The sequence below is a fragment of the Xanthomonas sp. NCPPB 2586 genome, from assembly GCF_041475775.2.
Taxonomy (GTDB): domain Bacteria; phylum Pseudomonadota; class Gammaproteobacteria; order Xanthomonadales; family Xanthomonadaceae; genus Xanthomonas; species Xanthomonas campestris.
This window is the reverse complement of sequence record NZ_CM192981.1, coordinates 3,727,247-3,740,177: the sequence shown is the minus strand read 5'-3', so window position 1 is coordinate 3,740,177 and position 12,931 is coordinate 3,727,247. Positions and strand designations below refer to the sequence as shown.

Sequence of the window (12,931 nt, the reverse complement as noted above, 5' to 3'; positions counted from 1 at the left end):
TGCGTGCCTGCGGGCGCAGGTGCAGCGTCAGTCGCAAAAGCCGTGCCGCGGCGATCTGTTCTAGCGCTAGTACTCAAGCGCGCGTGCGTGCGCCGGTCACTGCGAAGAAGCGAGCTCCTGTGCCTGCATCCAGCGCCAGAGGGTGGTGCGCGAGACGCCCAACGCTTTGGCTGCGGACGCGCGGTTGCCCTGCGCACGTTCCAGTGCCGCACGTACCAATGTCGCGGTGAGGTGCGCGCGCGAGCTGGCTGCGTCGGCGGATGTGGAATCGTAGCCCGCTGGCGTGCTGGCATCGGCCAGCTCCGGAGCCCAGGCCTCGAGCTGGGCCAGACTCACCTGGCCCTGTGCTTGCGCCTTCCAATGAATGCACAGACGCTCGACCAGGTTACGTAGCTCACGCACGTTGCCGGGCCAGGCGTGCTGTTGCAGTCGCTGCAGCGCAGCGGGCGAGAGTGGCAATGCCGTCTCGCTGCCGTGTTGCGCGTAGTGCGTGAGTAACAAGGCGATGTCGTCGGGGCGATTCCGCAGCGGCGGCAGGTCGATGCGCAACGCGGCCAGGCGATAGAACAGGTCGCGGCGGAAGCGCCCCTGGTCGACGAGTGTCTGCAGCGGCTGCAGGCTGGCCGCCACCACGCGCACATCGACCGGTACCGGCACGGTGGCGCCAACGCGCAGCACCTCGCGTTCTTCCAGTACACGCAGCAGGCGGGTCTGCAGCGGCAGTGGGAGCTCGCCGATTTCATCGAGAAACAGGGTGCCGTCCTGCGCGGCTTCGATCAGCCCTGTGTGGCCGCCGCGCCGCGCGCCGGTGAAGGCGCCATCGCTGTAGCCGAACAGTTCCGCTTCCAGCAGCGACTCGGTGATCGCGCCGCAGTTGATCGCCACAAACCGGCCCCGGCGGCGGCTGCCGGCGTGCAGCTGCCGCGCAACCAGCTCCTTGCCGGTGCCGGTCTCTCCGCTGATCAACACGGTGCTGGCGTGCGGCGCGTACAGCTGCACCAGTGCGCGCACCTGCACCATGGCGGTGTCTTCGCCGAGCAGTGCGGCCGGTTGGTTGCGCGTGCGGCGTGTGGCATTGCGTAGAGCGGGGGCTGCGCTGCTGGGCGCGGTGGCCAGGGCGATCGCCTGGTCGAGCGCCAGGCGGACCGAGTCGGCCGAGTACAACAACACGCCGGGCAGGCCGGCCTGTTCGGCGAAGTCGATCGCCATGCCGGTCCCGACGATCACCTGGATGCCGCTGGCACGCAGGTCGGCGATGCAGTCGCGGGCGTCCTCGGCAGTGACGAAGCGGCGGTGGGCGATGTCCAGCGCGAAGCTGTCCTGGAACGGCTGAAATGACGGCACGTCGGTGGCATGGGTCACCACGCCGATGCGCGGTGCGATGCGGCGCGCGCGCGCCAGTGCTTCCATCAGGTCGAAGCCGGTGGCCTGGATCGGCGCCAGCGGCAGCGGTAGCCGGCTGCGCAGGTAAGCGGCGTTGGAGCCGCCAGCCACCAGCACATCGCAGCGCTCGCGGCGCAGGCGCTGGCCGATGACCTCGACCGCCTCGGCAAAGCCGAGGTTGATCTGCTCAATGTGTGCGCGCTGGTCGAACTCGGGAATGACATCGGCCAGCAGGCCGGTCAGGCGCGACACGCTGACCGTCCAGATCACCGGCAGGGTGCCATCCGCAGGAGCGACGAAGGAGGAGTGAGGCATGATTCGCTGACGTTTCAGTGATGTTGCATAGTGCTCCAACTGTTTCATTGATGCAACGCTGCGAGCGGGCACGGTCAATCACATCAATGGCTTACGGTTGGCACGCCCCTTGCGCTACTGCAGTCATCCCATTTCAGGAATCGCCATGACGTCCTTGCCCCTGTCTTCCGCTGGCGCCCGGTTCCGTGCAGCCCTGGCCGCCGAATCGCCGCTGCAGGTGATCGGCGCCATCAACGCCAACCACGCGTTGCTGGCGCAACGCGCCGGCTATCAAGCCATCTATCTTTCCGGCGGCGGGGTGGCGGCCGGGTCGCTGGGCTTGCCGGATCTGGGCATCAACACCTTGGAAGACGTGCTGATCGATGTGCGCCGCATCACCGATGTCTGCGCGCTGCCGTTGCTGGTGGACGTGGACACCGGCTTCGGGCCGAGCGCGTTCAATATCGAACGCACCATCAAGTCGCTGATCAAGGCGGGCGCGGCCGGCTGCCATATCGAAGATCAGGTCGGCGCCAAGCGCTGCGGCCATCGCCCGGGCAAGGAGATCGTCAGCCAGGGCGAGATGGTGGATCGGGTCAAGGCAGCGGCCGATGCCAAGACCGATCCGGCGTTCTTCCTGATTGCGCGCACCGATGCGATCCAGATGGAAGGCGTGGATGCCGCGATCGAACGCGCGATCGCCTGCGTGGAGGCGGGCGCGGATGGCATCTTTGCCGAGGCCGCCTATGACCTGGAGACCTACCAGCGCTTCGTTGATGCGGTGCGCGTGCCTGTGCTGGCCAACATCACCGAATTCGGCAAGACGCCGTTGTTCACCCGCGACCAACTTGCGCAGGCCGGCGTGGCGATCCAGTTGTTCCCGCTGTCTGCCTTCCGCGCTGCCAACAAGGCCGCCGAAGCGGTGTACACCGCAATCCGCCGCGATGGGCATCAGAACGCCGTGCTGGAAAGCATGCAGACGCGCGAAGAGTTGTACGAGCGCATCGGCTACCACGATTACGAACAGCGGCTGGATGCCTTGTTCGCGCGCAAGGGCGCATGATCGCGCTGCGCAGCACGTCGCCGGTGCCATCCCGTTAGTAATTTCGCGACACGCCATATCTGAAGAGGTCATCGCATGAACGACACCGTCATTCCTGGTTTCAAGCCGAAGAAATCGGTTGCCCTGTCCGGCACCGCCGCCGGCAATACCGCGCTGTGCACCGTGGGGCGCAGCGGCAACGATCTGCACTACCGTGGTTACGACATTCTGGACCTGGCCACCAGCAGCGAATTCGAAGAGATCGCGTATCTGCTGGTGCACGGCAAGCTCCCCAACAGTGGTGAACTGCGTGGTTACAAGGCCAAGCTGCGCTCGTTGCGCGGCGTGCCGGCGGCGGTGAAAACTGCGCTGGAACAGCTGCCGCCCTCGGCGCACCCGATGGATGTGATGCGCACCGGCGTTTCCGTGCTCGGCTGCCTGCAGCCGGAAAAGGACGACCACAACCATCCAGGTGCGCGCGATATCGCCGACAAGCTGATGGCCAGCCTGGGCTCGATGCTGCTGTACTGGTATCACTACAGCCACAACGGCAAGCGCATTGAGGTAGAGACCGACGACGATTCGATCGGTGGGCATTTCCTGCACCTGTTGCATGGATTTGCGCCGAAAGAATCGTGGGTGCGCGCGATGCACACCAGCCTGATCCTGTATGCCGAGCATGAGTTCAACGCGTCGACATTCGCGAGCCGCGTTATCGCCGGCACCGGCAGCGACATGTACAGCGCCATTGCCGGCGGCATCGGCGCGCTGCGTGGCCCCAAGCACGGTGGCGCCAACGAAGTGGCATTCGAAGTGCAGAAGCGCTACGACACGCCGGATGAGGCCGAGGCCGACATCAAGGCACGGGTGGAGCGCAAGGAAGTGGTGATCGGCTTCGGCCACCCGGTGTACACGGTGTCCGACCCGCGCAACAAGGTGATCAAGGACGTGGCCCGCGAACTGTCGGACGAGCAGGGCAGCCGCAAGATGTACGACATCGCCGAGCGCCTGGAAACGGTGATGTGGGACATCAAGAAGATGTTCCCGAACCTGGATTGGTTCAGTGCTGTGAGCTACCACATGATGGGCGTGCCGACGGCGATGTTTACACCGCTGTTCGTGCTGGCACGCACGGCCGGTTGGAGCGCGCACATCATCGAGCAGCGCGTGGATGGCAAGATCATCCGCCCCTCGGCCAACTACACCGGGCCGGAAGACCAGGCGTTTGTGCCGCTGGATCAGCGCGCCTGAGCAGGCGCTGCAGGTTGCGCTGTTGACCGGTTGCCTGCCTCTTGAGCAGATCGCCGGAAAACAGCGCAACTGTGTACTTGCAAACACCGCACAGCCCTGCAGCCTCTACCCGATTCCCGATTCCCGATTCCCGATTCCCGATTCCCGATTCCCGCTCCAAAGCCCCCGCCCGCTTCGTGATGTCGCCAGCCATGAACAACTCGTACCGCAAGCCCTTGCCGGGCACCTCGTTGGACTATTTCGATGCCCGCGCCGCTGTGGATGCGTTGCAGCCCGGTGCGTATGCCACGCTGCCGTACACCGCGCGTGTGCATGCCGAAAACCTGGTGCGCCGCGCCGATCCGCAACACGTGGACGCTTATCTGCGGCAGTTGATCGAGCGCAAGCGCGACCTGGATTTCCCGTGGTTCCCGGCGCGCGTGGTGTGTCACGACATCCTTGGGCAGACCGCATTGGTGGATCTAGCCGGTTTGCGTGATGCCATTGCCGAGCAGGGTGGTGACCCGGCGCAGGTCAATCCGGTGGTGCCGGTGCAGTTGATCGTGGATCACTCGCTGGCGGTGGAATATGCCGGCTTCGACAAGCAGGCCTTTGCCAAGAATCGTGGCGTGGAAGACCGCCGCAACGCAGACCGGTTTCACTTCATCGAATGGACCAAGCGGGCATTCGAGAACGTGGAAGTGATCCCGCCGGGCAACGGGATCATGCATCAGATCAATCTGGAAAAAATGTCGCCGGTGATCTACGTGCAGGACGGCGTGGCGTTTCCGGATACCTGCGTGGGCACCGACAGCCACACCCCGCACGTGGATGCGTTGGGCGTGATTGCCGTGGGCGTTGGTGGCCTGGAAGCGGAGAACGTGATGCTGGGCCGCGCTTCGTGGATGCGGCTGCCGGACATCATTGGTGTGGAGTTGCTGGGGCGGCCGGCGCCGGGCATCACCGCCACCGACATCGTGCTGGCGCTGACCGAATTCCTGCGCCAGCAGCGCGTGGTGGGCGCGTACCTGGAGTTCTACGGTGCGGGTGCCAGTGCGCTGACCATCGGCGACCGCGCCACCATTTCCAATATGACGCCGGAGTTCGGCGCCACCGCGGCGATGTTCTACATCGACCAGCAGACGCTGGACTACCTGCGCCTGACCGGGCGCGAAGACACGCAGATTGCGCTGGTGGAAACCTACGCACGCCAGACCGGCTTGTGGGCCGACGATCTGGTCACAGCGCAGTACGAGCGCGTGCTGCAGTTCGATCTGTCCAGCGTGGTGCGCAACATGGCCGGGCCGTCGAACCCGCACAAGCGCGTGGCGACCAGCGAGCTGGCCAGCCGTGGCATTGCCGCTGCGTGGGAGCAGGTGCCAGGGCAGATGCCCGACGGCGCGGTCATCATCGCGGCGATTACTTCGTGCACCAATACCTCCAATCCGCGCAACGTCATCGCCGCTGGCTTGCTGGCGCGCAATGCGAATGCGCGCGGTCTTACGCGCAAACCATGGGTGAAGAGTTCGCTGGCGCCCGGCTCCAAGGCGGTGCAGCTGTATCTGGAAGAGGCTGGCTTGCTGGGCGAGCTGGAGCAGCTGGGCTTCGGCATCGTGGCGTTTGCCTGCACCACCTGCAACGGCATGAGCGGCGCGCTGGACCCGGTGATCCAGCAGGAAATCATCAAGCGCGACCTGTATGCCACCGCAGTGTTGTCGGGCAACCGCAATTTCGACGGACGGATCCACCCGTACGCGAAACAGGCTTTTCTCGCGTCGCCGCCGTTGGTGATTGCCTACGCCATCGCCGGCACGGTGCGCTTCGATATCGAGAAGGATGTCCTGGGCGTGGATGCCGAGGGTGTGCCGGTCACGCTCAAGGATCTGTGGCCCAGCGATGCGGAGATCGATGCGGTGGTCGCGCGCAGCGTGAAGCCGGAGCATTTCCGCAGCGTGTACGAGCCGATGTTCAAGCGCAGTGGCCTGCAGGGTGCACGCGTCAGCCCGTTGTACGACTGGCGCGCGCAGAGTACCTACATCCGCCGCCCGCCGTATTGGGAGGGCGCGCTGGCAGGTGCGCGCACCTTGCAGGGCATGCGCCCGCTGGCGGTGTTGGGCGACAACATCACCACCGATCATCTGTCGCCGTCCAATGCGATTCTCGCCAGCAGTGCAGCCGGTGAATACCTCACCCAGATGGGCGTGCCGGAAGAAGACTTCAATTCCTACGCCACCCATCGCGGCGACCATCTCACCGCGCAGCGGGCGACCTTTGCCAACCCCAAGCTGATGAATGAAATGGCGGTGGTCGATGGCCAGGTCACGGCCGGTTCGCTGGCACGGCTGGAGCCGGAAGGGCAGGTGCTGCGCATGTGGGAGGCGATCGAAACCTATATGCAGCGCAAGCAGCCGTTGATCATCATTGCCGGTGCCGACTACGGGCAAGGCTCGTCGCGCGATTGGGCCGCCAAGGGCGTGCGGCTGGCCGGTGTGGAGGCGATCGTGGCCGAAGGCTTCGAGCGGATTCACCGTACCAACCTGATCGGCATGGGCGTGTTGCCGCTGGAGTTCAAGCCGGGGACCGACCGCAAGACGCTGGGTATCGATGGCAGCGAGACGTTCGATGTGGTCGGCGAACGCACCCCGGGCGCAACGCTGACGCTGTCGGGGCATCGACGCAACGGCGAGCAGCTGCAGGTGCCGGTGACCTGCCGCCTGGATACCGCAGAAGAAGTGTCGATCTACGAGGCGGGCGGCGTGCTGCAGCGATTTGCGCAGGATTTTCTGGAAGCAACCAAGGCTGCCTGAAGATACGCCAGTACGTCTCGCGCAGCGGCTTGCCGATGCCGCTGCCGGGAGGCACACTTTGGCAATCTTTGCCATCGGGTCGCTGCATGGCCACCATGAACATCTCGCTCCCGGACGAGCTCAAGGAATTTGTCGACCAGCAGGTCCTGGAACATGCCTACGGCTCGAGCAGCGAATATCTGCGCGAGCTGATCCGTATGCAACGTGATGCGCAAAGCCTGCGCGCGCTGTTGCTGGACGGCGCAGAGTCCGGGCCTGCTGTTGCGATGGAGGCCGACTTCTTTGACAGCATGCGCGCGCGTGCGCATCAGCGCGCTGCCGGAAAATGAAGCCGGCGCGCTGGCGCCCCTTGGCGCTGCGCGATGTCGACGGGGCCGCCGCCTGGTACGGCGCCGAGGGCGGGCTTGCGCTGGAATTGGCCTTTACCAAAGCACTGGAGTCGGCGGTGACCACGCTCATGCGCAATCCGGCGGCCGGTTCTAGCCGCCACGCGGTGGTGCTGAAGCTGCCGCAGATTCATGTCTGGCCGCTCAAGCGGTTTCCCTATCTGCTGTTTTACAACGAGCGCGCAACCGACATCGTCATCTGGCGTGTCCTGCACATGCAACGCGATATTCCTGCGTGGATGAGCGCACATCCGTAACGCCTGGCACGCAGCCCCACCAAGCCGAGCACGCGGCGCTGCTGCACCGGACGTGTCCATGCGCACAACTCAATTCGACCTCACCGAGCCGACATGACCCATTTGCCCCAACTCCGCATCCCCGCCACCTACCTGCGCGGCGGCACCAGCAAGGGCGTGTTCTTCCGCCTGCAGGATCTGCCGCTTGCCGCACAACAGCCGGGACCGGCGCGCGAGGCGTTGTTGCTGCGGGTGATCGGTAGCCCGGATCCGTATGGCAAGCAGATCGATGGCATGGGCGGGGCGACGTCGAGCACCAGCAAGAGCGTGATTGTCTGCGCCAGCACGCGGCCGGGGCACGACGTGGACTATCTGTTCGGGCAGGTGTCCATCGACAGTGCCTTCGTGGATTGGAGCGGCAACTGCGGCAATCTGTCGGCGGCGGTGGGGCCGTTTGCGCTTGCCAATGGCCTGGTCGATGCGGCACGCGTGCCGAGCGATGGCGTGGCCACGGTGCGGATCTGGCAGGCCAACATCGGCAAGACCATCGTGGCGCACGTACCGATGCGCGCAGGCCAGGTGCAGGAAACCGGCGACTTCGAACTGGATGGCGTGACCTTTCCGGCGGCCGAAGTGCAACTGGAATTCCTGGACCCGGCCGATGATGCCGAAGGCGAGGGCGGGGCGATGTTTCCGACCGGCAACCTGATCGATGCGCTGGAGGTTCCGGGCCTGGGCACCATCGACGCCACCCTGATCAACGCCGGCATTCCCACCATCTTCGTCAACGCGCGCGACCTGGGCTACACCGGCACCGAGCTGCAGGACGCCATCAATGGCGACCCGCGCGCGCTGACCATGTTCGAAACCCTGCGCGCACACGGCGCGGTGCGCATGGGCCTGATCGCACGCGTGGAGGATGCGGCCACGCGCCAGCACACGCCGAAAGTGGCTTTCGTGGCGCCGCCGGCCGACTACACCGCCTCCAGCGGCAAGCCGGTGCATGCGGCCGAGGTCGATCTGCTGGTGCGCGCGATGTCGATGGGCAAATTGCACCACGCCATGATGGGGACCGCCGCGGTGGCGATCGGCACCGCCGCCGCTGTGCCGGGCACCCTGGTCAATCTGGCCGCCGGCGGTGCGGCGCGCTCGGCGGTGCGCTTCGGCCACCCCTCCGGCACCCTGCGCGTGGGCGCCGAGGCCACCCAGGTGGGTGGGCAGTGGCAGGTCACCAAAGCATTGATGAGCCGCAGTGCGCGCGTGCTGATGGAAGGGTGGGTACGGGTGCCGGCTGATGCTGCCGGGATCGGATAATCGGCGCAGCAAAACAGGCCGGAAATCCGCGTCGTTGCGCTGATCCGGGGCGGCGGCGGCTGTGTCGTCCCGCTGCCGCCAACGAGGGCTGTAGTGCGTAAATTGCACGCCCCTGTTGCATTAATTAGAACGCACTTTCGAATTCCGAAAACTTTTTCGCACGCGTCCTGCCATATTTGTGTAAATCATGTTAATTCTGTTGCAACGCGGCATGAAAGCCAGGCCGCCCCGTCACCAGAATCCGGAGTCCTCCCATGTCAGCCAGCCGGTCGCTTCAGGTCAGCGCGCTCGCCGTTGCCGTCGCTTCCCTTCTTCCGTTCTACGCCGCGGCCCAGCAGGCGCCCAGCGATGACGGCATTGCGCGTCTGGACGCGGTCAAGGTCACGGTGGAGCGCCGCTCGGAAGACTCCAAGGACGTGCCAGTGTCCGCCAGCGTGTTGCGTCCGGAATTCCTGGATGCGATCTCCACCAGCGGCTCGGACATCCGGGTGCTGGCCGGCAAGGCGCCCAGCCTGAATATCGAATCCTCCAACGGCCGTGTGTTCCCGCGCGTGTATATCCGCGGCTACGGCAACACCGACTTCAACACCTACGCCTCGCAGCCGGTGTCGTTGGTGTACGACGACGTGGTGCAGGAAAACGCTTTCCTCAAGGGCTTCCCGATCTTCGATCTGGAAGGCCTGGAAGTGCTGCGCGGCCCGCAGGGCACGCTGTTCGGCCGCAACACGCCGGCCGGCGTGGTCAAGTTCAATTCGGTCAAGCCGACCATCGGCGCCAATGACGGCTACGCCAGCCTGTCCTATGGCACCTACGGCACCATGACCCTGGAAAGCGGCCTGAGCATCGCCATGGGCGAGCATTGGGCGGCGCGTCTGTCCACGCTGGGCCAACGCCGCGACGACTGGGTGGAAAACCGCGACGGCCGCGATCTGGAAGGCTATACCGACTCGGCCGTGCGCCTGCAGCTGCTGTACCAGGGCAGCGACACGTTCAGTGCGCTGTTCAACGCGCACGCCCGCCACCTGGACGGCACCGCGCGTCTGTTTCGCGCCAACATCTTCCAGCCCGGCACCAACCAGCTGGTGGATGGCTTCGACCCGGAGCGCGCCTCCATCGATGGCGCCAACAACCAGGAACTGCAGACCTACGGCGGCAGCGCCAATCTGAGCTGGGACCTGGGCGACATCGCGCTGCACTCGATCACCGCCTATGAAGGCATCGGCAAGTACTACAGCCGCGGCGATATCGACGGCGGCTTCGGCGCAGTGTTCGCGCCGCCGTCCGGCCCCGGCCCGATCCCGTTCCCGGTGGAAACCGCCGGCGGCATCAAGAGCCTGGACCAGTACAGCCAGGAGCTGCGTGCCGAATCGCAGTACGCGGGCCCGCTCAACTGGCAGGCCGGCCTGTACTACTTCCATGACGATGTGGAAGGCGAGAACTACACCTACAACACCTTCAGCGGCGGCGATTTGGCCAGCTACCAGCTGACCCGTCAGCGCAATACCTCGTGGGCAGCGTTCGGCTCGTTGAACTATGCCGCCACCGACCGCCTGAACCTGCGCTCCGGCATCCGCTACACCTACGACAAGAAGACCTTCGACGTGCTGGCGCTGGACCGCGTCACGCTGGTGGAACCCTCCAGCGGCGAGACCGACAACTCCAAGGTCACCGGCGATGTGGCGGCGACCTTCGCCATCAACGATGCGGTCAACGTCTATGCACGTGCCGCACGCGGTTTCCGCGGCGCCAGCTTTGGTGTGCCTTCGGGCACCGCACCGCTGACCGTGGCCGAGCCGGAGACGGTGGATTCGTTCGAGATCGGCATCAAGTCCGACCTGTTCGACAACCGCGCCCGCATCAGCTTCGACGTCTACGACTTCCGGGTGAAGAACCAGCAGCTCACCGCAGTGGGCGGCGCCTCCAACGATGTGCGCCTGCTCAACGCCGACAAGACCAAGGCACGCGGTGCCGAATTCGACTTCGAAGCGCTGATCACCCAGAACCTGCGTGTGACCGCCGGCGGTGCCTACAACTGGACCCGCATCGAAGACCCGACCCTGTCGGTGGGCGTGTGCCGCACCTGCACCGTAACCGACCCGCTCAACGCCGCCGGCAACGCGATCATCGATGGCAATGCGCTGCCGCAGGCATCGAAGTGGATGGCCAACGCCACGCTGCGCTACGGCATCCCGATGGGCGATGACGGCGAGCTGTTCTTCTACACCGACTGGTCCTACCGCAGCGAAGTGAACTTCTTCCTGTACGACTCGCGTGAGTTCGTTGGCCAGCCGTTGGTCGAAGGTGGCGCGAAGATCGGCTACAACTGGGGCGCCGGTGCGTACGAGCTGTCGGTGTTCTGCCGCAACTGCACCAACCAGATCCGCGCCACCGGTGCGATCGACTTCAACAACCTCACCGGTTTCATCAACGACCCACGCATCGTCGGTGCACAGTTCCGCGCCAATTTCTGATGGCCGGTGTGAGGTAAGCGATCCAGACCGCCGGCTATCATGCCGGCGGTTTTTTTTGTGGTGGAGTGCGGTGATGCGACAACGGTGGGCAACCAGGTGGCTGATAGCGGTGGGCCTGTGCGGGATGCTGGCGTGCAGCGGTGTGCAGGCAGCGGCGGCGCGGGCGCAGACAGTGCCGGCCATCGCCGCGGCCGAGCGCGTGGTGGTGTCCACCGATATCGGCGATGACATCGACGACGCCTTCGCGCTGGGCCTGCTGCTGCGCAGCCCGCAACTGCAGGTGCGGGGCATCGCCTCGGCCTGGGGCGATACCACGCTGCGCGCGCAGTTGCTGCAGCGGCTGTTGCAGCAGGCCGGAGGCAGCGAGATTCCGTTGGCGGTGGGCGAGCGCACCACCAGCACGATTCCCTTCAGCCAGGCGCGTTGGGCGGCCAAGGGGCAGCTACCAGGCAAGCTGCCGGATGCGGCGGCGATGATCCTGCAGCAGGCGCGCCTGCATCCCGGCGAGGTGACCTTGCTGGTGCTGGGGCCGATGACCGATGCGGCACGTGCACAGCAGCGCGACCCGGCAGGGTTTGCCAAGCTCAAGCGCATCGTGGCGATGGGCGGCTCGGTGCGGGTGGGCTACGGCAAGTCGGCGTACCGCCCGGCCAGCGCACCGGCGCCGGAGTACAACCTGCTGGCCGATGTACCCGCCGCACAACGGGTGTTCGCCGCTGGCGTGCCGATCGTGCTGCTACCGCTGGACGCCACCCAGATCACGCTGGAAGAACCCGAGCGCGTGGCCCTGTTTGCACAGGGCGATGGCCTGACCGATGCACTCACCCAGCTGTACTACCAGTGGCGCAATACCGACCAGCCCTGGGCCAGCGCCACGCCAACGTTGTTCGACGTGGTGCCGGTGGCCTGGCTGCTGCAACCGCAGCTATGCCCGACCACGCCATTGCATCTGGAAGTCGATGCGCAGGGGTACACGCGCGAAGGCACCGGCACGCCGAACGTGCAGGCTTGCCTGCGCGCGGACAAGCCGGCGTTGATCGATATGTACATGCGCACGTTGTTGCAGTCGCACTAAGAGCAGCTATCAAAACGACTGCGCAGCCGCCAGGCGGGCGCGGCCGGTGCTCGGAATCGGCATGTACCCCCGTACACTCCGGTTCCTCCGCGCCGCTGTCACCACCTGTCGTGGCGAACGCCAGCCTGGCGGTCAGCGCAGTGGTTTTGTTGGCCGCACTTTGTCGGACGCAGCCACAGGCTGGTTGGCCGGGTGCGCGGCGCCCCACCGCTCGCGGGACACGCCGTGAACCCGTCCCTGGGGGCTCGATGGCGGCATCCATGCCGCCAACGGTCCCGCAATCGGCGAGGGCGCCGCGCTAGACAGTGAGCCGGTTGCTTTGTAGACGCTGCCGTTGATGTCGTTGCGTTGTGGAGCTGGTTGTCCACACGGCGATCCGGTCGAGAATGTCGGTGTGCATGTTTTCTACAACGCAACCGACTCAGACTCCGGTGCGGTGTCCTCGCCGATTGCGGGGCCATGTAGCGGCATGGATGCCGCTACTGAGCCTCCATGGACGGATTCGCGGCGGGTCACGCTAGCGGCGGGGGCACCGCGCCCACGACCAACCAGGCTTTTGACTGCATCTAAAACGTGCGGCTAAAAAGCCACTGCGTCCGCGGGTCGGACGCGCCGTTGCCATCGCCACGCATCTACCGCAGCGCACGCTCACCGCCCATCGGCAAGTCCGCGACCGGCCACATATCGGACATC

9 protein-coding genes are annotated in these 12,931 nt (G+C 65.5%); 8 read left to right on the top strand and 1 reads right to left on the bottom strand.

The genetic code is table 11. The features are described 5' to 3' along the window. Window positions 1–96: 96 nt before the first annotated feature. The gene (gene prpR, locus ACCQ09_RS16165; RefSeq protein ID WP_011036230.1) at window positions 97–1,698 is read right to left on the bottom strand and encodes a propionate catabolism operon regulatory protein PrpR; all 1,602 of its coding nucleotides are present in this window, start codon (window positions 1,696–1,698) and stop codon (window positions 97–99) included. Window positions 1,699–1,843: 145 nt separating this feature from the next. Between prpR and prpB the strand changes: the two genes are divergently transcribed. From prpB to ACCQ09_RS16125, 8 genes are all read left to right on the top strand, one after another. Continuing rightward, entirely contained in the window at window positions 1,844–2,740 is an 897-nt protein-coding gene (gene prpB, locus ACCQ09_RS16160; protein WP_012439038.1) for a methylisocitrate lyase, read from the top strand. 75 nt (window positions 2,741–2,815) lie between these two features. After that, a complete protein-coding gene (gene prpC / locus ACCQ09_RS16155) occupies window positions 2,816–3,970 on the top strand; it encodes a bifunctional 2-methylcitrate synthase/citrate synthase (protein WP_011036232.1) in 1,155 nt (384 codons plus the stop codon). 191 nt (window positions 3,971–4,161) lie between these two features. Beyond that, window positions 4,162–6,756, top strand: coding sequence for a Fe/S-dependent 2-methylisocitrate dehydratase AcnD (acnD, locus tag ACCQ09_RS16150; RefSeq protein ID WP_040942228.1), 2,595 nt, complete (start codon window positions 4,162–4,164; stop codon window positions 6,754–6,756). Between the two features lie 86 nt (window positions 6,757–6,842). Then, entirely contained in the window at window positions 6,843–7,085 is a 243-nt protein-coding gene (locus ACCQ09_RS16145) for a type II toxin-antitoxin system ParD family antitoxin (RefSeq protein WP_019237897.1), read from the top strand. Beyond that, window positions 7,082–7,399 carry a type II toxin-antitoxin system RelE/ParE family toxin gene (locus ACCQ09_RS16140; protein ID WP_012439035.1) on the top strand — a complete coding sequence of 106 codons (318 nt, stop codon included), beginning with the start codon at window positions 7,082–7,084 and terminating at the stop codon, window positions 7,397–7,399. The genes ACCQ09_RS16145 and ACCQ09_RS16140 overlap by 4 nt, the downstream gene beginning before the upstream one ends. A 93-nt stretch (window positions 7,400–7,492) precedes the next feature. Further along, window positions 7,493–8,692, top strand: a complete 1,200-nt coding sequence (gene prpF / locus ACCQ09_RS16135) for a 2-methylaconitate cis-trans isomerase PrpF (RefSeq protein WP_040940614.1) — start codon at window positions 7,493–7,495, stop codon at window positions 8,690–8,692. A gap of 254 nt (window positions 8,693–8,946) precedes the next feature. After that, window positions 8,947–11,163 (top strand): TonB-dependent receptor, encoded by a 2,217-nt coding sequence (locus tag ACCQ09_RS16130; protein ID WP_228428140.1) that lies wholly within the window; start codon window positions 8,947–8,949, stop codon window positions 11,161–11,163. Between the two features lie 73 nt (window positions 11,164–11,236). Beyond that, a complete protein-coding gene (locus ACCQ09_RS16125; protein WP_228428138.1) occupies window positions 11,237–12,238 on the top strand; it encodes a nucleoside hydrolase in 1,002 nt (333 codons plus the stop codon). The last annotated feature ends 693 nt before the right edge of the window (window positions 12,239–12,931 follow it).

Excerpts from the sequence above, each read along its gene's own strand:
- ACCQ09_RS16140 (WP_012439035.1), top strand. The coding sequence starts at position 7,082 with ATGAAGCCGGCGCGCTGGCGCCCCTTGGCGCTGCGCGATGTCGACGGG.
- prpF (WP_040940614.1), top strand. The coding sequence starts at position 7,493 with ATGACCCATTTGCCCCAACTCCGCATCCCCGCCACCTACCTGCGCGGC.
- prpR (WP_011036230.1), bottom strand. The coding sequence starts at position 1,698 with ATGCCTCACTCCTCCTTCGTCGCTCCTGCGGATGGCACCCTGCCGGTG.
- prpB (WP_012439038.1), top strand. The coding sequence starts at position 1,844 with ATGACGTCCTTGCCCCTGTCTTCCGCTGGCGCCCGGTTCCGTGCAGCC.
- ACCQ09_RS16145 (WP_019237897.1), top strand. The coding sequence starts at position 6,843 with ATGGCCACCATGAACATCTCGCTCCCGGACGAGCTCAAGGAATTTGTC.
- acnD (WP_040942228.1), top strand. The coding sequence starts at position 4,162 with ATGAACAACTCGTACCGCAAGCCCTTGCCGGGCACCTCGTTGGACTAT.
- ACCQ09_RS16125 (WP_228428138.1), top strand. The coding sequence starts at position 11,237 with ATGCGACAACGGTGGGCAACCAGGTGGCTGATAGCGGTGGGCCTGTGC.
- prpC (WP_011036232.1), top strand. The coding sequence starts at position 2,816 with ATGAACGACACCGTCATTCCTGGTTTCAAGCCGAAGAAATCGGTTGCC.
- ACCQ09_RS16130 (WP_228428140.1), top strand. The coding sequence starts at position 8,947 with ATGTCAGCCAGCCGGTCGCTTCAGGTCAGCGCGCTCGCCGTTGCCGTC.